Raw genomic sequence first — 20,233 nt, forward strand, 5'->3', positions numbered from 1 at the left:
GCAGGCCGATTAAACGATGCGTTACCGATCCTTTACCCGGGGTCTCCGCAACTCCACCCGCCCCCCGAGCGGTTGTACACGGCGTACTCAGCCGCTACCGCTTAGGAGCATCATGTCCCTCCCCCTGACCCGCCGGATCGCCCGTACCGCGCTGCTGCTCGCAGCCGGGGCAGCTCCCGTGGTCGGTGCGGCCGGCGCGGCGAACGCCGCGGGCCTGGAGTCCGTGCCGCAGCTGGGCGCGCTCACCAGCCCGGTCGCCTCGGACGCCACCGGCCCCGCGGGCGACGTGGTGGGCACCGGTGAGGCCGCCGCCACCACCGCGACGGACACCGCCGCCAAGGCCGTTCCCGGCGCGCCCGCCGGGGTCACCGACACCGCGACCGGCCTGATCGGCGGACTGCCGGCCAAGGGCCTGCCGACGGACACCCTGCCGACCGGCGGCCTGCCGACCGACGCCCTCACCACCGGCGGCCTGCCGACCGGGGACCTGCCGACCGGCGGTCTGACCAACTCGCTCCCCACCCAGGGGCTGCTGGGCGGCTGACCCGGCCGCACGCGCGGGAACACCGAGGGGCCGGGAGCACGAACTCCCGGCCCCTCGGGCCGTTCACGGCTGCGCGCCGGATCAGGAGGACGCGAGGCGCTTGACCGCCGCTTCGACCCGCTCGTCCGTCGCCGTGAAGGCGACGCGGACGAACTCCGCGCCCGCCTCACCGTAGAAATCGCCCGGTGCGACCAGGATGCCCAGCTCGGCGAGGTGGGCGACCGTGTCCCAGCAGGCCTCGTCCCGGGTCACCCACAGGTACAGGCTGGCCTCGCTGTGCTCGACCCGGAAGCCGTGCGCCACCAGCGCCGCCCGCAGCGCCTCGCGCCGCGCCGCGTAGCGCCCGCGCTGCTCCTCGACGTGCGCGTCGTCGCCGAGCGCGGCGACCGTGGCCGCCTGCACCGGCGCCGGGGTCATCATGCCGCCGTGCTTGCGGATCTCCAGCAGCTCGCCGAGCACCCCTGCGTCACCGGCGATGAACGCGGCCCGGTAGCCGGCCAGGTTGGAGCGCTTCGAGAGGGAGTGGACGGCGACGATGCCCTCGTACGATCCGCCGCAGACGTCGTCGTGCAGGACGGAGACGGGCTCGGCCTCCCAGCCGAGCTCCAGGTAGCACTCGTCGCTGAAGACCAGGATCCCGTGCTCGCGCGCCCAGGCCACGATCCGGACCAGTTCTTCCTTCGGGATGACCTTCCCGGTCGGGTTGGACGGGGAGTTGAGCCACAGCAGCTTCACGCCGGCCGGGTCGAGCTCCATCGGGTCGTCGTAGACCACCGCCTGCGCGCCGCACAGCCGCGCGCCCACCTCGTACGTCGGGTACGCGAGCCTGGGGTACGCCACCTTGTCCCCGGCGCCCAGGCCCAGCTGGGTCGGCAGCCAGGCCACCAGCTCCTTGGAGCCGACGACCGGCAGGACGTTGCGGTGTCCGGCGGCGCTCGCGCCGAGACGGCCCTTCAGCCAGCCGGTGATCGCGTCGCGCAGCGCGACCGTGCCCCACACCGTGGGGTAGCCCGGGGAGTCGGCGGCCGCGACGAGGGCGTCCTGGACCAGCTGCGGGACCGGGTCGACGGGCGTGCCGACGGAGAGGTCGACGATGCCGTCCGGGTGGGCCGCCGCCGTCTTCTTGTACGGCTCCAGCTTGTCCCAGGGGAAGGCGGGAAGACGTGCGGATACTGCGGCCACGGTGTTCTCTGCTCTCTACTGGTGCTGGACGTGCTGGACCTGCTGGACCTGCCGGCGGTACGGCGTACGGGGCGGGCCGGCCGTACGGGCAAACGGCTCGGTCCCGCGCGGCACGCGAGCCGGACGGGACCGAGGGGCGGATCTGGCGGTACGACCGTCGTCAGTGACTCGGGTTGATGTCCGCCGGAAGCGCCGCGACGAAGGGGTGATCGCGCTCGATCAGGCCCAGCTTGGAGGCACCACCGGGCGAACCGAGCTCGTCGAAGAACTCGACGTTCGCCTTGTAGTAGTCCTTCCACTCTTCCGGAGTGTCGTCCTCGTAGAAGATGGCCTCGACCGGGCAGACCGGCTCACACGCACCACAGTCGACGCACTCGTCCGGGTGGATGTACAAGGACCGCTGGCCCTCGTAGATGCAGTCGACGGGGCACTCTTCGATGCATGCCTTGTCCTTGACGTCGACACAAGGCTCCGCGATGACGTAGGTCACGCTCTCGTTCCTCCTCGGTAGGGCTTTCCATATCGCGCGGGAGCGCGGCGTCGTCGATGCCCACGCCTAGTATCTCCGTTCCCGGGCACGATCCGAACAGGAGGGGCGGACAGAGCTGTGGAAATCACTGCCGGTGGGCTGCTGGAGATCCGTATCACCCCGGCTGACGTGGGTAAACGAGTCTCTGTACGACGGGTGGAGAGCGGGGCGGACGGGGCGCCGTCGTTCACTGACACGGTAGGGGTTCTCACATCCTGGAACCAAGGTGTGCTGACGATCACACGAAAGAGCGGCGAGATCGTCCACATCCCGGAATCGTCGCTGGTGGCGGGCAAGATCGTGCCCCCGGCGCCGGCCCGGCGGCGGGGTCCCGCGGCCTCTTTCGAGGAGCTGGCGCGGGTCGGTGCGCGGGCCTGGCAGCCACTGGAGAGCGAGCCCCTGGGCGGGTGGACCCTGCGCGCGGCCGGCGGCTTCACCCGGCGGGCCAATTCCGTGCTGCCGCTCGGCGACCCGGGGCTTCCCCTGGACGAAGCACTCGCGCGGGTGACGGCCTGGTACGCGGAACGTGAACTTCCGGCGTACGTGCAGACGGCGACGGGCGCGGTCGGCACGCAGGAGCTGCTGGGCGCGGAGCTGGAGCGCCGGGGCTGGGTGAACGAGGTGTCGGCGCAGGTCCGGATCGGGGCGCTGGCGCCGGTCGCGGACGTGGACGCCGGTACGGATGCCGCCGAGGTACGGCTGACCCGGGCCCCGGACGAGGAGTGGCTCGGGAGGTACGGTCGGGTCGAGGACCCGGACGTGGCCCGGCGCGTCCTGGTGGCGGGGCCCTCGGTGTGGTTCGCGACGCTGCCCGGGCGGGCGATCGGGCGCCTCGTGGTGGACGGCCGGTGGGCGGGCTTCGCGGCGGTCGAGGTGGATCCGGAGCACCGGCGCGCGGGCCTGGGCACCGCGGTGATGGCGGTACTGGCCCGGCGGGCGCTGGAGGAGGGCGCCTCGGCGGCGTGGCTCCAGGTGGAGGCGGACAACGCGGGGGCACGGGCGCTGTACGACGGGCTGGGCTTCGCGACGCACCACTCCTACCACCACTTCCGCTTCCGGGCGGAGGCGGCGCGATGAGCGCGCAGTCCCGGGCGCGGTTCGCGCAGGAGGCCCGCTCGGAGCGGCCGGATCTGGCCCTGCTGTGCCTGCTGCTGGCCGCGGAGGCGGACCCGGAGCTGGACGAACGGGCCATGGACTGGGCCCAGATCGAGCTGGACCGGCTGGCGGGGATGCTCCCGTACGGGCTGCGCGGCGGGAAGGCGTGGGCCTCGGCGGTGACGGAGCTGCTGGGCGGACGGATGGGCTTCCACGGCACGCCCGCGGACTACGACCGGCTGTCGTCCTCGCTGCTGCACGAGGTGCTGCGGCGGCGCCGGGGCCTGCCGATCCTCCTGTCCGTGGTCTGGCTGGAGGTGGCCCGGCGCGCGGGTGCGCCGGTGTACGGGCTGGGGCTGCCGGGACACTTCGTGGTGGGGTTCGGGGACCCGGCCGAGGGACTGGTGGTGGACCCGTTCGCCGGGGGCGCCTCGCTGGGGGCCGGTCCGGCGGAGCAGGCGGCCGAGCCGCGGACACCCGCGCGGACCCTGGACATCGTGCTGCGGATCCTGAACAACATCAGGGCGTGGGCCTCGGCGCGGCCGGAGCAGTCGGGGGTGGCGCTGTGGGCGCTGGAGCTGTCACTGCTGCTGCCCTCGCACCCGGCGTCGTTGCGGTACGAGCGGGCGAAGCTCCTGGTCGAACGGGGCCAGTTCGCCTCGGGCGCCGCCGAGATGGAGTCCTATGCCGAGGTGGTCGACGCGATCGATCCGCCGGCCGCCGCGCGGATCCGGGGCGAGGCCCTGTCCGCCCGCGCGCTGCTGAACTAGGCCGGCCGGCCGCTACAGCCAGCCCTTTTCGCGGGCCACGCGTATGGCCTCGGCGCGATTGCGGGCGGCCAGCTTCTGGATGGCGGTCGAGAGGTAGTTGCGGACCGTGCCCTGGGAGAGGTGGAGGAGGGCCGCGAGCTCGGCGTTCGTGGATCCCGCCTCGGCCGCGCGCAGGACCTCCCGTTCGCGGTCCGTCAGCGGGTTCGCCCCCTCGGCCAGGGCCGCGGCCGCCAGGGTGGGGTCGATGACTCGCTCGCCCGCCAGGACCTTGCGTACCGCCGCGGCCAGTTGCGCGGCCGGGGCGTCCTTCACCAGGAAGGCCGAGGCCCCCGCCTCCATCGCCCCGCGCAGGTAGCCGGGGCGGCCGAAGGTGGTCAGGACGACGATCTTGAGGTCCGGTACCGCGGCGCGCAGGGCGGCCGCCGCCTCGATGCCCGTCATGCCCGGCATCTCGATGTCGAGCAGCGCGACGTTCACGTCGTGCGCCCGGGCCGCCGGCACCACCTCGTCGCCGCGGGCGACCTGGGCCAGCACCTCGATGTCCGGCTCCAGTCCGAGGAGGGCCGCGAGGGCCTCGCGGACCATGGACTGGTCCTCCGCCAGGAGGATCCGGATGGGGCGTGTGGTCATGATCCTGATCCTAGGGGGACACGGGCCAGCAGGCGGAAGCCCTTCTTGCCCGCCGGTCCTGCCGACAGGGTCCCGCCCACCGCCTCCAGGCGTTCCGTCAGGCCCGTCAGGCCGTTGCCCGCCACCGCCGGACCTCCCCCGCCGTCGTCGGTGACCGACAGCTCCGCGATCCGTCCGGCCAGGGTCTGGAGGACCTCCAGACGGACGGTGCACCGCTGCGCCCCGCTGTGCCGGACCACGTTCGTCACCGCCTCGCGCAGCGACCAGGCCAGCGCGGACTCCGCCTCCTCGGGCAGGTCCTCCACCGGCTCCGCCGGAAGGTCCGCCGCGACGCCCGCCGCCGTCAGCGCGGTGCGGGCGCCCGCCAGCTCGCCGGGCAGGGTCGGCCGCCGGTAGCCGCTCACGGCCTCCCGTACGTCGACCAGCGCCTGCCGGCTGACCTGCTCGATGTCCGCCACCTGCTGGGCGGCCTGTTCGGGGTGGCCGGGCAGCATCCGCCCCGCCAGCTCGCTCTTGAGCGTGATCAGGGACAGCGAGTGGCCGAGGAGGTCGTGCAGGTCCCGGGCCATCCTCAGCCGTTCCTCGTTGGCGGCGAGCTGCGCCACCGTGGCCCGCGCCTCGCGCAGTTCCATCGTCGTGCGGATCATCGCGCGGATGCCGACCATCGCGAATCCGCCCATCAGGGCCGGGATCAGCAGCCCGGCCAGGTACGCGTCGCCGCCCGGCACCGCGAAGGCGGTCAGTGCGAGCAGCGCGGTGGCGCCGGGCACCGTGAACCGGGAGATCTCCCCCGGCAGCGCGGCGCCGGAGGCGATCGCCACGTACACGAACAGGACGAGCCACTCGCGGCCCAGGGCCAGCGACAGGATCGTCGCCTGGGCGGAGAGGACCGCCACCGAGAGCAGCACGCGCCGGGTCTCGGTCTGGCGGGCGGTGCGGAAGACCAGGAGCAGGTACCAGGCGACGAAGGCCGCCAGCCCCAGGGCGCCGAGCAGCCGGGCCCCGAGGCTGTGTCCGCCGCTGACGAGGTCGGTGACGGGGGCGCTGAGGTAGAACAGCCAGACGCTGATCCACAGCGACTTCACCATCTTCTGCCGGCGGTTCTCGGGGCGGAGCCCGACCCGGGGGCCGCCCTTGGTTCCCAGCAGGCCGGTCTCGGCCACCGGCTCCGCGCCGGTCCCGCCGGTCGTCCCCGTCGCACCCATCACGCTCGTCACACCCGTCATGCCTTCAGCGAGTCCTTGCGGTACAGCCAGGCGGCGGCACCGGTGAAGAGTACGAAGTACACCGCGAGGATCGCCACGTCCTTCAGGTGGGGTGCGCCCCCGAGCTCGATGGCCTGGCCGAGGCCCGCGTACGCCCGGGTGGGCAGCCACTCGCAGACGTTCTGCAGCCACTGCGGGAAGTTCGCGGTGGGCATCCACAGGCCGCCGAGGATCGACAGGCCGAAGTAGAACAGCATCGTGATCGGGCGGACGGTGTCCCCGCTCGCCAGGTAGCCGATCGCCACGCCCAGGGCGGCGAAGACCAGGCTGCCGGCCCAGATGGAACCGGTCAGGGCGAGCCACTGCCAGGCGTCGAACCGTACGCCCTTGACGAGCGCGGCGACCGCGAACACGACCAGGATGGCGGGCAGCGAGAGCACGCCGGCGCTGGCGGTCTTGCCGAGGACGTAGCCGCGGCCGGGAAGGGCGGTCAGCCGCAACTGGCGGACCCAGCCCTTCTCGCGCTCCTTGGCGATGCGCTCGCTGTTGCCCATCAGGACGGCGGTCAGGGCCCCGAAGGAGGCCATGGCGACCATGTAGAAGGCCGGCATGGTCAGTTCGGTGCCCATGACCTTCGTGGTGCCGTTCAGGGTGCCGCCGAGCATCAGGAACAGCGCGGCCGGGTAGAGGACGGTGAAGAACAGGTACTTCTTGTTGCGCAGGGCGCGGCTGATCTCCAGCTTGATGAGCTGGAGCGTTCCGGTGGTCGGCATTACTCGGCCTCCTCGGCCTCGGTGAGGGCGAGGAAGGCCTGCTCCAGGCCCAGCCCGGCGACTTCCAGGTTCCGGGGGTAGAGCCCCAGCGCGTACACGGCGTGGACGGTGGCGTCGGCGTCGCGCGACTGGAGCCGGACCGTGTCGCCGCGGCGCTCGTAGGACGTCAGGTACGGCAGGGCGCGCAGCGCGCCCTCGTCCACCGGGGCGTCCGCGGCCAGGTCGAAGGCGATCCGGCGGGCCCCCGCCTTCGCCTTGATCTCGGCGGCGGTGCCGTCGGCGAGCAGCCGGCCCTTGTTGAGGACGAGGACGCGGTCGGCGATCGCGTCGGCCTCTTCCAGGTAGTGGGTGGCGAACAGGACCGTGCGGCCCTGCGCGGCCTGGTCCCGCATCGTGGCCCAGAAGGCCTGGCGGGAGGTGACGTCCATGCCGGTGGTCGGTTCGTCCAGGACGATCAGGTCGTTGTGCCCGGCGGTGGCGAGGGCGAAGCGGACGCGCTGCTCCTGGCCGCCGGAGAGCTTGTTGACCATGCGGTCGGCGATCTCGGCGATCCCGGCGCGGCGGAGCACCTCCTCTACCGGGTGGCGGCGGGGGTGCAGGGCGCAGCCGAGGGCGACGATCTCCCGTACGGTCACGTCCTCCATCAGGCCGCCGCTCTGGAGCATCGCGCCGACGCGGCCGGCCGCGATGGCCTCGCGGGGGGTGGTGCCGAAGAGCGTGACGGTGCCGGAGTCGGCGGGGCGCAGGCCCAGCAGCAGGTCGAGGGTGGAGGACTTGCCGGCGCCGTTGGGGCCGAGCAGGGCGACGGTCTCGCCGGGGTGGAGTTCGAGGGAGAGGCCGTCGACCGCGCGGACCGCGCCGTAGCTCTTGGTCACGTGTCGGAAGGCCACCACGGGCCCGGCGCCGGGGCCGGTGTCCGTCACGGCGGTGGTGTGCGCCGGGGTCGTCGTCGTCATGACCCAAGATTCCCCCGTACGGGGGTGCGGGCGGCAGTGTCTGCCGTCGTGAGCGGTGGATGACAGATGTCATGCGACCGGCGTGACGGAGCCGGCGGCGGACGTGCGGGAGCCCCCGCCCGAGGGTCGGACGGGGGCTCCTCAGGGCGCTCGTCCCGTCAGCCGGCGTTGGTGTCGATCGTGACGGTCCGCTCGGCGGCGGTCTTGCCCCGCAGCGCCTGGCGCAGGGCGCCGACGACGTCCTGCGGGGTGACCGCGGTCTTCTCGCCGGTGCCGCGGGTGATCAGGACACCGTCGAAGGTGTTCCCGTACGTCGCCTTGAGCGCTTCCAGGTCGTACTTCTCGGTCAGGTGCCCGTCCACGAGCTGCATGCTGAGGATCTTGGGCAGGGACTTGGCGCCGAACGGGAGGGACTTGCCGCCCGCCTTGACGGTGGCCACACCGGACATCGCGGGCTCGGCGAACTCCTTCATGGCCCGGTTCAGTTCGGCCTGGTCGACGACCGGGTTCTTGGTGGTGACCGGGAGTTCGACCGGGGCCGCCTTGCCGGTGGCGACGAGCTCGCGGAAGGCCTTCTTGACCAGTTCCGCGGAGGCGCCCGCGTCCAGGGTGGTGCCGGGCTTGCCGGGGACGGCGACCGCCTTGCCCGTGTCGAAGGTGATGGTGCCCTCGGTGGCGGTTCCGGCGGTCCCGGCCAGCTCCTGGAGCGCGACCTGGAGCTTCTCCTCGTCGACCGGCAACTCGGCTTCCGCGATGCGCTCCTTGCCGAGGAGGGAGCCGATGACCGTGACGGGGTTGTAGTCGCTGCCCGCCGCGTTGCGCACGGTGGTCTGCGCGTCCAGGCTCAGGCCCGCCTTCTCCGGCTTGAGCTCGACCTGCTTGCCGCCGACGGTGAGCGCGAGCGGGGACGCGGCGCGGTTGCCGAACGCCGTCTGGAGCTTGCCGACGGCCTCGTCGCGGCTGCCGCTGATGTCGACGCCCATGACGGTGGTGCCCTTGGGGACGTCGGAGTGGTTGAGCAGCAGCCCGGCGCCGTAGGCCACGCCGAGGAGGGCGATGAGGCCGCCGCCGAGGAGGACCAGCCTGGAGCGGCCCTTCTTCACCTTGGTCGGCGTCATGGAGGCCGGCTTCGGGCGCGCGGGGGCGGCCGCCGCCGGAGCCGGGACCGGCGTCGGGACCGGTGCGGGGCGCGGGCCCGGACCGCCCGGGGAGGGGACCGGCGGGAACGGGTCGTCCAGCTCGGGTCCGGGCCAGCGGGGGGCCTCTTCGCCGCGGGGCGCGCCGACGGGCACCGAGCCGAGCGCGGGGCCCGCGGTGGGGCCCGCGGGCGCGCCGGAGGCGACCGGGCCGCCGTACGCGGGGAACGCCTCGGTGACGGGTCCGGCGTCGGTGTCGCCGTAGCCGGCGTGGCCCACGGGCGTGCCGACGCCGGGGCCGCCGGGCATCCGGGGGGCGGGCGGCGCCTCGGGGCCCGGGCGGCGGGCGTCGAAGCCGGGGCCGGCCGGGGCGCCCGTACGGGGGCCGGGGCCGGCCGGGGCGCCGGGCGCGAAGCCGGCGCCGGGGCCGGGCGGCACCGGGCCGGGTCCGGCCGGCGTACGGGTGGGCAGTGCGGGCGCGGGGCCGGTCGCGGCCGGGGTACGGGTCGGCAGCGCCGGGGCCGGCGCGGGCGCCGGGGCGGGCGACTTGCGCGGGGCGAACCAGTTGCTGGTCGCCTCCTCGGGCTCGGCGGCGGGCTCGGGCTCCGCCACGGGCTGCTCGACGGCGGCCTCGGCCTCCGGCTCCGCTTCGGCGGCGGCCGCCACCGGCTTGCGTACGACCACCGGCGGGATCGGCCGCGAACCCGGGATGTTGATCCGGATCCGGGTCGTCAGGGTGGTCTCGGTCTTCGGCCCGTCGGTGTCGGGCGTGGACGGGTTCGAGGTCACAGGGTTCTCCTCCGAGGCAGTCGCCGCGCCAGGCCCAGGCGGCACAGGCAAGGACGGGTTCCGGCCGGTTCCGTACGGCGGTGTACCCGAGGGGTAGGCGGCTCCACCGCGCCCCTGGGGCCCGGAGGACGAACTGTCGGTTTCACGACTCAAGGCAGGTTCTCCCGGTTGGCTCCGCCGCCCGCGTGCCGTGCGCGGGCAGCTCGGCGGCCCGACCACCATACTGGCCGCCGCCCTCGCGCAACTGTCCTAGAGGAATCAGGGGTTCCTCTTCAACCCCCGCGCGCCCCCTCCGAGCAGCGCGCGGGCACCGCTCCAACCCCCGTGAAGGCACACCGCGACCGAGTTCAACGGCACGTCACTTGCCGGACCGCGCGGCCGAAACCGGCCCCTCGAACGGGCCGCGGAGCGTGGCGCACATCACAGCCAGCGCCGCCCCACCCAAAAGGTAGACGTACACGCCGATTCCGGACGAACCGAGCAGGAAGTCCCCCTCGGGGCGCGGAACACCGAGCACCACGTACGCGAGGAACCAGCCGAGCGCCCCCGCGCCCACCCCGAGCCCGCTCCCGACGGCGATCCGGCCGCCGAGGAACAGCCCGAGGAGCGCCAGCAGTCCCAGCAGCAGTCCGGCGGGGAACCACAGGTCCACGACCAGCCAGCCGGCCGCTCCGGTCAGCAGGCCGACGGCCAACAGACCGAGCAGGGTGGCGATCCGCCCGAGGGTCACGGCGGCGCTCACGCGTCCACCCCCGCGAACAGGTCGTGCTCGCGCGTGCCGGCCGCGGTGCCCGGCCGGCCCGCGGCCAGCTCGTAGTACTCGCGGGCGAACAGCGGCTGCGCCAGGTCGTTGGAGAGGGCGAAGAAGGGCCCGTCCACGGCGATCTGGGTGGCGTGGGCGCGCATCGCGGCCGCCTTGGCCGCCGCGAACGGCTCGTCGGCCCCCGTCCCGTCGTCCCCGATCTCGGCGGTGATCCGGTCGTCGGCGACGACACCGGGCACGTCGTCCGGCGAAGCGACCCCGGGGAAGGGGACCTCGGCGCCGGCCGCCTTCAGCCGGGCGAAGCCCTCCTCGACCACCGAGCGCGGCACCCGGTTCCAGTAGATCTTCCCGATCCGCCACGGATCGCCCAGGTCCCGGCGGTACGTGGCCTCCGCGGCCAGCTCCGCGCCGCGCATGGCGACCCGGTGGGCCTGGATGTGGTCGGGGTGCCCGTAGCCGCCGTCGGGGTCGTAGGTGACGAGCACCTGCGGGCGGACCTCGCGGATGACCTCGACGAGGTGGGCCGCGGCCTCGTCCAGGTCGGCGGACCAGAAGGACCCGGGCCGGCGGTTCTGCTCGGCGCCCATCATCCCGGAGTCGCGGAAGCGGCCCGGGCCGCCGAGGAACCGGTGGTCGGTGACGCCGAGTTCCGCCATCGCGGCGTCGAGCTCGCCGACGCGGTGGGGGCCCAGCGCGTCGTCCCGGTCGGGCGCCAGGTGGGCGAGGTCCGGCGGGATGACCTCGCCCTCTTCGCCGAGGGTGCAGGTCACGAGCGTGACGAGGGCACCCTCGGCCGCGTACTTGGCCATGGTGACGCCGTTGTTGATCGACTCGTCGTCCGGGTGCGCGTGCACGAGGAGCAGCCGACGGGCGGGAAGACCGTTCATGGGGCCAAGCCTACGATCAAGCGGCGGGCGTCCTACAGCTTGAGGCCGCTGATCATGCTGGCCACGTTGGTGGTCAGCTGGCTGAGGGTCGGGGCGATGGTCGAACTCGCCAGGTAGAAGCCGAGGAGCACACAGACAGCGGCGTGGCCCGCCTTCAGGCCCGACCGGCGGACCAGCAGGAAGACGACGATCGCCAGCAGCACCACGGCCGAGATCGAGAGTGCCACGGCGTTTCACCTCCACGTCGAGCGGACATCGGTACGCGTACTCGTACTCAGTGCTCGGCGGAGTACATACCCACCGTGCGCTACGGATCATAACTATCCGTACCAGCGCATCGATCGAATTCCGGCAGCACGAGGGGCGCACGCCGCGCATGCGCAGGGTCACGCGGGAGGCCGGCCGGGGAGTCTGTACGCCTCCCCGGCCGGCTGTCGGCACCCGCACGGCCGCACGCGACCCAGGCTGCACGCCCCGGATCTCGGGACAGAAACGGTCAAGTTGCCTGCGCGTAAACCGGGTTGGCGGGAAGGTGACCCTAACGGAGCGAATCCGCGCGGGGTGGCTGGATTTCGCCTGCGAAGTGACAGGCCGACGGGTGGGCCGCCGGGCCGGAGGTGAACGCCTCCGGAACGGCGAGCAACGGGACCTCGTCCGTGCAGCGCTGCTGGGCCTTCCAGCAGCGGGTGCGGAACGGGCAGCCGGACGGCGGGTTGGCCGGGGAGGGCACGTCGCCGGTCAGGATGATCCGCTCGCGGTGGGCGCGGGCCTGCGGGTCCGGCACGGGCACGGCGGAGAGCAGGGCCTGGGTGTACGGGTGGGTGGGGTGGTCGTAGATCTGGGTGTCGGTGCCGATCTCCACCACCCGCCCCAGGTACATCACGCCGACCCGGTCGGAGATGTGCCGCACGATCGAGAGGTCGTGCGCGATGAACACGTACGACAGGTCGAACTCGTTCTGGAGCCGCTCCAGCAGGTTGATCACCTGGGCCTGGACCGAGACGTCGAGCGCGGAGACCGGCTCGTCCGCCACGATCACCTCCGGCCGCAGGGCGAGCCCGCGGGCGATGCCGATGCGCTGGCGCTGACCGCCGGAGAACTGGTGCGGGTACCGGTTGATGTACTCCGGGTTGAGCCCGACCACGTCGAGGAGTTCCTGCACCTTGCGCCGCCGGTCGCCTTTGGGGGCCACCTCGGGGTGGATGTCGTACGGCTCCCCGATGATGTCGCCGACCGTCATGCGCGGGTTCAGCGAGGTGTACGGGTCCTGGAAGACCATCTGGATGTTGCGGCGGACGGCCTTCAGGGCCTTGCCGGACAGCTTGGTGATGTCCTCGCCCTTGTACGAGATCGCCCCGGCCGTCGGGCGTTCCAGGTTGACCAGCATCTTGGCGACGGTGGACTTGCCGCAGCCGGACTCGCCGACGATGCCGAGCGTCTCGCCGCGGGCGAGGCCGAAGGAGACCCCGTCGACGGCCTTGACCGCGCCGATCTGCTTCTTGAAGAGGATGCCCTGGGTGAGCGGGTAGTGCTTGACGAGGCCCTTGACCTCCAGGATGGTCTCAGCCATCGAGGCACTCCTTCCAGAAGAAGCACGCGCTCGCGCGGCCCGGGCCCACCTGCGCGAGCGGCGGCACGTCGGTGCGGCAGACCGCCTGCGCCATCGGGCAGCGCGGGTTGAAGGCGCAGCCGGGCGGGATGGCCAGCAGGTTCGGCGGCAGCCCCTTGATCGCGTACAGCTCCTGGCCCTTCTGGTCGAGGCGCGGGATGGAGTCGAGCAGGCCGCGGGTGTACGGATGGGCGGGTGCCTTGTAGATCTCGTGGACGGGAGCCGCCTCGACGATCCGGCCGGCGTACATGACGGCGATCTTGTCGGCGACGTCGGCGACGACGCCGAGGTCGTGGGTGATGAGGATGAGCCCCATGTTGAGCTCGCGCTGGAGCTCGGCGAGCAGGTCCATCACCTGCGCCTGCACGGTCACGTCGAGGGCCGTCGTCGGCTCGTCCGCGATGATCAGGGAGGGCTCCAGGGCCAGCGCCATCGCGATCATGATGCGCTGGCGCATGCCGCCCGAGAACTGGTGCGGGTAGTCCCCCACCCGTTCGCGGGCCGCGGGGATCCGGACCCGGTCCATCAGCTCGACGGCCTTGGCCTTGGCGTCCTTGCGGGACATCCCGCGGTGGACCTCGTACATCTCGCCGAGCTGCGCGCCCACGCTGAGTACGGGGTTCAGGGAGGACAGGGCGTCCTGGAAGATCATCGCCATCTCGGCCCCGCGGATCCTCCGCCGCTCGTCCTCCTTCATCTTGAGCAGGTCCTTGCCCTTGAAGAGGATCTCCCCGCCCGCGATCCGGCCCGGCGGGATGTCGAGGATGCCCATCACCGCCTGGGCGGTCACCGATTTGCCGGAGCCCGACTCGCCGAGCACGGCGAGCGTCTCGCCCTCGCCCACCGAGTAGTTGACGCCGTTGACGGCCTTGGCGACTCCGTCCCGCGTACGGAACTCCACATGGAGGTCGCGGACTTCGAGCAGCATGGTGCCCACTCCTCAGCGCAGTTTGGGGTCGAGGGCGTCGCGCACCGCGTCGCCGAGCATGATGAAGGCGAGCACCGTCACGCTCAGCGCGCCCGCCGGCCACAGCAGCATGTGCGGGGCGTTGCGGATCTGCGAGGCCGCGTTGGAGATGTCGATGCCCCAGGAGACGGTGGGCGGGCGCAGGCCGACGCCGAGGAAGGACAGGGTGGCCTCCAGGGCGATGTACGTGCCGAGCGCGATGGTGGCGACGACGATGACGGGCGCGATGGCGTTGGGGGCGACGTGCCGCAGCAGCATCCGCCCGTTGCCGGCGCCGAGCGCCCGGGCGGCCTGGACGTAGTCGTTCTGTTTGGCGGTGATGACGGAGCCGCGGCCGATGCGGGCGATCTGCGGCCAGCCGAGGAGCACGATGAAGCCGACGACCGGCCAGACGGTGGTGCTGGTGACCACGGAGAGGAAGACCAGCCCGCCCAGGACGACGGGGATGCCGAAGAAGATGTCGGCCACCCGGGAGAGCAGCGAGTCGCCCCAGCCGCCGAAGAACCCGGCGAGCCCGCCGAGCACCGAACCGAGCAGGGCGGCGCCGAGGGTGGCGCAGACGCCGACGGTGATGGAGGCGCGGGCGCCGTAGACGGTACGGGTGTAGACGTCGCAGCCCTGGGTGTCGTATCCGAAGGGGTGGCCGGGCGAGGAGCCCTGCTGGGACTTGGACAGGTCGCACTGGAGCGGGTCGCCGCTCGCGATGAGCTGCGGCCAGATCGCGATGACCACCAGGAACAGGATCATCAGCGAGGAGATGATGAAGACGGGGTTGCGGCGCAGCTGGTGCCAGGCGTCGGACCACAGGGAGCGGGCCTTCTCCTGCGGGCCGGGCCCGGTGGGGGCGTCCCCCAGGGGCCTTTCGAGGCTTTCGGCCTCGTCGAGCGCCAGATCCATGGGGCCGCCCTGGCCGGTGGGCGCGATGGCCTCCCCCTTTCCGGGCTGGAGTGGGTCGTACGCGGGGGATCGGCGGCCGGGCTCGGGCTCGGGCTCAGGCATAACGGATCCTCGGGTCCAGGACCGCGTAGAGCAGGTCGACGAGCAGGTTCGCCAGCAGGAAGACGATGACGAGGATGGTCACGAAGCCGACCACCGTCGGGGAGTTGTTGCGCAGGATGCCCTGGTAGAGCTGGTATCCGACGCCGTGGATGTTGAAGATGCGCTCGGTGACGATGGCGCCGCCCATCAGGGCGCCGATGTCGGTGCCGATGAAGGTGACGACGGGGATGAGCGAGTTGCGCAGCAGGTGGCGGGTGACGACCCGGCGGCGCGGCAGACCCTTGGCGACGGCGGTGCGCACGTAGTCGGCCTTCACGTTCTCGGCGATGGAGGTGCGCGAGAGGCGGGTGACGTACGCGAGGGAGACCAGCGCGAGCACGATGCCGGGCAGGATCAGCTCGTTGAAGGGGGCGTCCGGTGAGACGGTGGGGCGGACCCAGCCCCACTGGACGCCGAAGAGGTACTGGAGCAGGTAGCCCGTCACGAACGTCGGCACGGAGATGACGACGAGGGTGAGCACCAGTACGGAGGTGTCGACGGACTTGCCGCGGCGCAGGCCGCTGACCACGCCGAGGGTGATGCCGATGACGATCTCGAAGAAGATCGCGACGATGGTCAGGCGCAGGGTGACGGGGAAGGCCGAGGCCATCAGCTCGGTGACGGGCTGGCCGTTGAAGGCCGTGCCGAAGTCCCCCTGGAAGATCTGGCCCATGTAGTGCAGGTACTGCTCCCACAGGGGCCGGTCGAGGTAGAGGTCCTTGCGGATGCGCGCGGCGGTGGCGGGGTCGGGCGCCTTGTCGCCGAAGAGGGCGGCGACGGGGTCGCCCAGTGCGTACACCATGAAGAAGATCAGGAACGTGCTGCCGATGAACACCGGGATCATCTGGAGCAGCCGCCGGATCACATAACGTCCCATGGACTGCTCCAGGATCGATCCGACAGGGGGTCAGCTGACCTTGATCTCGTTGTAGACGGGGACGCTGAACTGGTTGAGCGCCACGTCCGAGAGCCGCTCGGCGTAGCCCGCGCTGCCGTTCTGGTACCAGAGCGGGATGGAGGGCATCTGCGCGGCGAGGATCTTCTCGGAGTCCTGGAACTTCGCGATGGCCTTGGCCGCGTCGCTCTCCTGGTTGGCCTCGTCGACGAGCTTGTCGAACTCCGGGTTGCTGAATTTCCCGTAGTTGGAGGAGGCGCCGGTGTAGTAGAGCGGCTGGAGGAAGTTCTGGATGAGCGGGTAGTCGGCCTGCCAGCCGGAGCGGAAGGGGCCGGTCAGCTTGAAGGCGCTCTGCTGGTTGCGGAAGTCCGCGAAGGTTCCGATCGGGTTGACCGTGCAGACCGGGCCCTCGCCGATCGCGTTGTTGATGCTGTTGCAGACGGCGTCCATCCACTCGCGGTGCGAGCCGGTGTCCACGTTGGAGGTCAGGGTGACCTTGCCGCCGGGGAGCCCGCCGGCGTCCTGGATGAGCTTCTTGGCGGCCGCCGGGTCGTACTTGCAGGCGTCGCCGCAGAGCGTGGCGCTGAAGCCGCCCTTCTCGCCGAGGGCCGGGGAGGTCCAGTCCTTGGCCGGGGTGCGGGTCTCGCGGAAGATCTGCTTGGTGATCTCGTCGCGGTTGATGGCCATCGAGATGCCGCGGCGGACGTTCTCCATGCCCTCCTTGCTCCACTGCGGGTCGTACAGCGGGAAGGTGAGGGTCTGGATGATGAGGGCCGGCTGGTTGATGTACCGGTCGCCGAGGTCGTTCTTGACGTTCTTCAGCTGCTGCGCGGGGACGTCGTCGACGAGGTCGAGGTTGCCGGAGATCAGGTCGGTGTAGGCGGTGTTGTTGTCGGTGTAGACCTTGAGGTCGACGCCGCTGTTCTGCGCCTTGTCCTCGCCCGGGTAGCCCTCCCAGGTGCGCAGCTTCATGCCGGTGCCCTTGGTGTACGAGTCCACCGTGTACGGGCCGTTGCCGACGGGCTTGTTCAGCCAGCCGCTGTGGTCGGTGAAGAAGGCCTTGGGCAGCGGGGAGAAGGCCTGGTAGCCGAGGGTCTCGGGCCAGGTGGAGAACTTGTTCTTCAGGGCGACGGTGAAGGTCTTGGGGTCCTTGACGACCAGCCCGGACATCGTCTTGGCCTTGGGCTCCCCGGAGGCGGGGTGGAGGGCCTCGTAGCCGACGATGTCGGAGAAGAACGGCGCGTTGTTCTGCTTGTTGCGCACGTCCGCGCCGTAGTTCCAGGCGTCCACGAAGGACTGCGCGGTGACCGGCTCGTCGTTGCTGAACTTCCAGCCGTCCTTCAGCGTGATGGTGAAGTTCTGGCTGTCGGTCGTCTCGATCTTCTCGGCGAGCATGTTCTTGGCCTCGCCGGTCTTCGGGTCGTACCGCTTGAGGCCCCGGAAGATCATGTCGAGGACCTTGCCGCCCTGCACCTCGTTGGTGTTGGCCGGCTCCAGCGGGTTCTGCGGGTCACCCCAGGAGGAGCTGACGACTCCCGCGCCACCGCCGCCTCCGCCGCTGTCGCTACCGCCGCAGGCCGTCGCCGCGAGGGCGACGGCCACCGCACATGCGGCCCACTTGGCGTGGGTGGCTCCGCGCATGGAGTGCCTCCTATGGCTCCCAAGACTCACTTAGGGCCCAATGTCACCCTATGTGGGGGCCGGAACACTCCTGGTTGGACCGATTGCACCCTCGCGTCCCGCGCCTGTCACCCGCGCGAGTGCATACTCAGCTCCCAGGTGTCCACCGCGTAGTGCAGGCGCATGCCGTGCGCCTCGTAGAGCCCGAGCGCGCCGGTTTCGTTGCGGGTGTCGACGCCGAGGCCGACGGTGTCACGGCCGCGGGCCGCGTACGCGGCGAAGGCGTGGCGCAGCAGGAAACCGCCGATGCCCCGGCCGCGCAGGTCGGCGCGGACGCCGAGGTGGCTGACCCAGGCCATGCTGGTGCGGTCGTCCCGGGTCAGCAGGACGCCCACGTCGCCGGAGCCCGGCAGGTTCGCGATCCAGACCAGCGACCAGTCGAGGGCGCGGGCGCCCAGGTGGTCGAGCCAGGCCTCGTACGGGCGGTCCACATGGCCGAAGTGGGCGGCGAAGGCGTCCTCCACCAGGGCGTGGGCCCGGCGGGGGTCGGCCGGGTCGGCGGCGCAGTCGCGCAGGACCAGCCCCTCGGAGGGGGCGGGCGGCGGGTCGGCGGCCGCGGAGACGGGCCGGGTCATCACCTGGTAGCGGCGTACGCGGCGGTAGCCTCGGGCGGGCAGCACGTCGGGGTCGAGGACGGGCTCGGCGGTGAGCTGGAGCCGCAGGACGGCGTCCCGCGCCCCGGCGGTGAGCTCCCGGGCGCGGATCTCCATCAGCTCCAGCAGCCGGACGCCCGCGGCGCGGTGGCCGGGCAGTACGGAGTGCTCGGAGTCGACCCTGCCGGGCCCGGAGTCGGCCCACACCTGGGCATGGGCGACGAGCCGGCCCCCTTCGAAGGCCAGCCAGGAGTCCTTGGCCAGGTCGATGCCGGGGTGGTGGAGGTCGGCCTCGACGGCGCAGAGGTCGGTCTCCGGTCTGCCGATCTCGATGACGTCGACGGCGTTGAGCAGGGCGCAGATGTCGGCCGCGTCCCCGGGCCCGGCGGGCCGTACGGTCAGCGTGCGCCGGCTCCGGCGGCCGTACGGGATGGCGGTCACCCGCTCACCCTCCCCCCGCCGAAGGCGCCCGCGCAACCGCCTTTCGGCGCGGCCCCCGCCGGGGTGTCAGTCGAGCTCGACGTGTGCCAGGTCGATGCGGCCCTGGGCGTCGACCCGGACGTTCTTCACGGCCTTGGAGTAGGCCACGGAGGACATGTAAGTGAAGAGCGGGATGTACGGGAGGTCCCTGATGACGATGTCGTCGGCCTGTTGGTAGAGCGTCAGGCTCTCGGCCGGGTCGGTCGCCCGGTCGGCCGCGGCGAGGACGGCCTCGAACTCGTCGTTCCCGTAGCGCCCGAAGTTGGAACCGTTGGCGATGGCCTCCTTCGAGAAGACCGGGCGCAGGTAGTTCTCCGCCGCCGGGTAGTCCATGGCCCAGCCCATGCGGAAGGCGCCCTTGAACTTCTGGGACTTGACGTCGTCGATGAGGGCCCCGGAGCTCGGGTACGGCTTCGCGGTCACCTCCAGGCCGAGGTTCGCCCTCAGCTGTGCGGCGACGGCCTCGATCCACTCCTTGTGGCCGCCGTCCTCGTTGTAGCCGAGCTCCAGTTCGTTGCCGGGTATGCCGCCGGCGTGCTCGAACAGCGCCTTCGCCTTGACCGGGTCGTAGAGGCCGGCCTCGCCCAGGGCGCCCCGGCGGTAGCCGGGGACGATCGGGCTGATGAAGTCGTCGGCGGGCTTGCGGGTGCCCTGGAAGACCTTCTTGGAGATGGCCTCCCGGTCGATGGCCATCGAGATCGCCCTGCGGATCTCGACCTTGCCGAAGGCCTCGGGATTGGCCTCCAGCGGGAGGCCGAGGTAGCCGACGGACGCTTCCGGCTTGTAGACGTAGCGGTCGCCGAACTCCTCGGCGACGGTGTCGAGCGCGGAGACCGGCAGCTTGTCGGTGATCTGCACGGCGTTCTTGTGCAGGTCGCCGTAGGCGGCGTCCAGGTCGTCGTAGATCTTGAAGGTCACGGAGTCCAGCTTGGCGCGGCCCTCCGCCGGGTACTTGTCGTACTTCTTGACCTTGATCTGCTTGCCGTGCTCCCAGGTGCCGTCCATGCGGAACGGACCGTTTCCGACCGGGGCCTCCCCGAAGCCCTTCGGGTCCGCCTCGAACGCCTTGGGCAGCGGGTAGAAGGCGTCGTACCCCAGCATGGTCCAGAACTGGGGGAACGGTGCCTTCAGGGTGACGGTGAAGGTCCTGTCGTCGAGGACCCGCAGGCCCCTGAGCTCCTTGGCGGCAGGCGTTCTCCCCTTGCCCGGGGCCAGTTCGTCAGAGCCCTCGATCTTCGAGAAGAAACCCATCGCCTCGGCGGTGTTCTCCTGGTCCGCGCCCCAGTTCCAGGCGCGGACGAAGGACTGTGCGTCGACCTTCTCGCCGTTGTGGAACGTGAACCCGTCCTTGATCCTGATCGTCCACGTCTTCGAGTCGGTGGTGTCGACGGACTCGGCGATCGCCAGCTTCGGCTCGCTGGTCTTCGGGTCGTACGTGACCAGGCCGGTGAACAGCGCGTGGAGGACCTCGGCGCCCTCGGACTCAGCCGTCTCCTGCCCCACCAGCCCGTGCTGCGGCTCACCGAGCACCACGGTGATGCGCCCGCCGGTCCTGGCGGTCCGCCCGTCCTCACCGGTACCGCAGGCCGTGGCGGCCATCGCCAGGACGAGGGCACCGACGATCCACTGGGCACTCGCTGTGCGCATGGGTGGTTGGCTCCTCGGCAGTCGCGTTCGGTGGGGCGGGAAACCGGAAGGGGCCCAGCCGATCC

The 20,233-nt window shown here is 71.8% G+C and carries 20 protein-coding genes; 3 read left to right on the plus strand and 17 right to left on the minus strand.

What is annotated here, in order from left to right; translation table 11 throughout:
- The first annotated feature begins 112 nt into the window (after nt 1-112).
- Complete coding sequence (locus CP980_RS11930; protein ID WP_150528139.1) at nt 113-544, plus strand: ATP-binding protein; 432 nt, start codon at nt 113-115, stop codon at nt 542-544.
- 81 nt (nt 545-625) lie between these two features.
- Here the strand turns inward: CP980_RS11930 and dapC are convergent, their stop codons facing one another.
- A complete protein-coding gene (gene dapC / locus CP980_RS11935) occupies nt 626-1,726 on the minus strand; it encodes a succinyldiaminopimelate transaminase (protein WP_150528140.1) in 1,101 nt (366 codons plus the stop codon).
- Nucleotides 1,727-1,886: 160 nt separating this feature from the next.
- On the minus strand, nt 1,887-2,216 hold the full coding sequence (gene fdxA, locus CP980_RS11940; protein WP_048475372.1) for a ferredoxin: 330 nt from the start codon (nt 2,214-2,216) through the stop codon (nt 1,887-1,889).
- Nucleotides 2,217-2,333: 117 nt separating this feature from the next.
- Between fdxA and CP980_RS11945 the strand changes: the two genes are divergently transcribed.
- Nucleotides 2,334-3,332, plus strand: a complete 999-nt coding sequence (locus CP980_RS11945) for a GNAT family N-acetyltransferase (RefSeq protein ID WP_150528141.1) — start codon at nt 2,334-2,336, stop codon at nt 3,330-3,332.
- A complete protein-coding gene (locus CP980_RS11950) occupies nt 3,329-4,120 on the plus strand; it encodes a transglutaminase-like domain-containing protein (protein ID WP_132756527.1) in 792 nt (263 codons plus the stop codon). Before CP980_RS11945 ends, CP980_RS11950 begins: the two co-directional genes overlap by 4 nt.
- A 12-nt stretch (nt 4,121-4,132) precedes the next feature.
- On the opposite strand, the gene CP980_RS11955 is transcribed toward CP980_RS11950, so the two are convergent.
- The 15 genes from CP980_RS11955 to CP980_RS12035 all read right to left on the minus strand — a co-directional run bounded on the left by CP980_RS11955 (nt 4,133) and on the right by CP980_RS12035 (nt 20,168).
- On the minus strand, nt 4,133-4,750 hold the full coding sequence (locus CP980_RS11955) for a response regulator transcription factor (RefSeq protein WP_132756525.1): 618 nt from the start codon (nt 4,748-4,750) through the stop codon (nt 4,133-4,135).
- The gene (locus tag CP980_RS11960) at nt 4,747-5,838 is read right to left on the minus strand and encodes a sensor histidine kinase (RefSeq protein ID WP_229906958.1); all 1,092 of its coding nucleotides are present in this window, start codon (nt 5,836-5,838) and stop codon (nt 4,747-4,749) included. The genes CP980_RS11955 and CP980_RS11960 overlap by 4 nt, the downstream gene beginning before the upstream one ends.
- A gap of 134 nt (nt 5,839-5,972) precedes the next feature.
- Nucleotides 5,973-6,728 carry an ABC transporter permease gene (locus CP980_RS11965; protein WP_132756523.1) on the minus strand — a complete coding sequence of 252 codons (756 nt, stop codon included), beginning with the start codon at nt 6,726-6,728 and terminating at the stop codon, nt 5,973-5,975.
- On the minus strand, nt 6,728-7,684 hold the full coding sequence (locus CP980_RS11970; protein WP_132756521.1) for an ABC transporter ATP-binding protein: 957 nt from the start codon (nt 7,682-7,684) through the stop codon (nt 6,728-6,730). The genes CP980_RS11965 and CP980_RS11970 overlap by 1 nt, the downstream gene beginning before the upstream one ends.
- Nucleotides 7,685-7,842: 158 nt before the next feature.
- Nucleotides 7,843-9,762 carry a peptidoglycan binding domain-containing protein gene (locus CP980_RS35880; RefSeq protein ID WP_167535823.1) on the minus strand — a complete coding sequence of 640 codons (1,920 nt, stop codon included), beginning with the start codon at nt 9,760-9,762 and terminating at the stop codon, nt 7,843-7,845.
- 205 nt (nt 9,763-9,967) lie between these two features.
- On the minus strand, nt 9,968-10,351 hold the full coding sequence (locus CP980_RS11990) for a DUF6113 family protein (RefSeq protein ID WP_150528142.1): 384 nt from the start codon (nt 10,349-10,351) through the stop codon (nt 9,968-9,970).
- Nucleotides 10,348-11,259 carry an N-acetyl-1-D-myo-inositol-2-amino-2-deoxy-alpha-D-glucopyranoside deacetylase gene (mshB, locus tag CP980_RS11995; protein ID WP_150528143.1) on the minus strand — a complete coding sequence of 304 codons (912 nt, stop codon included), beginning with the start codon at nt 11,257-11,259 and terminating at the stop codon, nt 10,348-10,350. Before mshB ends, CP980_RS11990 begins: the two co-directional genes overlap by 4 nt.
- Before the next feature lie 32 nt (nt 11,260-11,291).
- Nucleotides 11,292-11,486 carry a hypothetical protein gene (locus CP980_RS12000; RefSeq protein WP_030153401.1) on the minus strand — a complete coding sequence of 65 codons (195 nt, stop codon included), beginning with the start codon at nt 11,484-11,486 and terminating at the stop codon, nt 11,292-11,294.
- A 311-nt stretch (nt 11,487-11,797) separates the two neighbouring features.
- Nucleotides 11,798-12,829, minus strand: a complete 1,032-nt coding sequence (locus tag CP980_RS12005; RefSeq protein WP_132756515.1) for an ABC transporter ATP-binding protein — start codon at nt 12,827-12,829, stop codon at nt 11,798-11,800.
- Nucleotides 12,822-13,796: an ABC transporter ATP-binding protein gene (locus CP980_RS12010; protein ID WP_132756513.1), complete on the minus strand. Its 975-nt coding sequence runs from the start codon at nt 13,794-13,796 to the stop codon at nt 12,822-12,824. The genes CP980_RS12005 and CP980_RS12010 overlap by 8 nt, the downstream gene beginning before the upstream one ends.
- Before the next feature lie 12 nt (nt 13,797-13,808).
- Nucleotides 13,809-14,834, minus strand: coding sequence for an ABC transporter permease (locus tag CP980_RS12015; protein ID WP_373312835.1), 1,026 nt, complete (start codon nt 14,832-14,834; stop codon nt 13,809-13,811).
- Entirely contained in the window at nt 14,827-15,750 is a 924-nt protein-coding gene (locus CP980_RS12020; RefSeq protein WP_132756511.1) for an ABC transporter permease, read from the minus strand. The genes CP980_RS12015 and CP980_RS12020 overlap by 8 nt, the downstream gene beginning before the upstream one ends.
- Nucleotides 15,751-15,780: 30 nt before the next feature.
- Complete coding sequence (locus CP980_RS12025; RefSeq protein WP_132756509.1) at nt 15,781-17,409, minus strand: peptide ABC transporter substrate-binding protein; 1,629 nt, start codon at nt 17,407-17,409, stop codon at nt 15,781-15,783.
- A 107-nt stretch (nt 17,410-17,516) separates the two neighbouring features.
- Nucleotides 17,517-18,482: a GNAT family N-acetyltransferase gene (locus tag CP980_RS12030; protein WP_229906937.1), complete on the minus strand. Its 966-nt coding sequence runs from the start codon at nt 18,480-18,482 to the stop codon at nt 17,517-17,519.
- 66 nt (nt 18,483-18,548) lie between these two features.
- Complete coding sequence (locus tag CP980_RS12035) at nt 18,549-20,168, minus strand: peptide ABC transporter substrate-binding protein (protein WP_150528144.1); 1,620 nt, start codon at nt 20,166-20,168, stop codon at nt 18,549-18,551.
- Nucleotides 20,169-20,233: the final 65 nt, after the last annotated feature.

Origin of the sequence: Streptomyces vinaceus (genome assembly GCF_008704935.1) — a bacterium.
In the GTDB taxonomy this organism is placed as follows: Bacteria; Actinomycetota; Actinomycetes; order Streptomycetales; family Streptomycetaceae; genus Streptomyces; species Streptomyces vinaceus.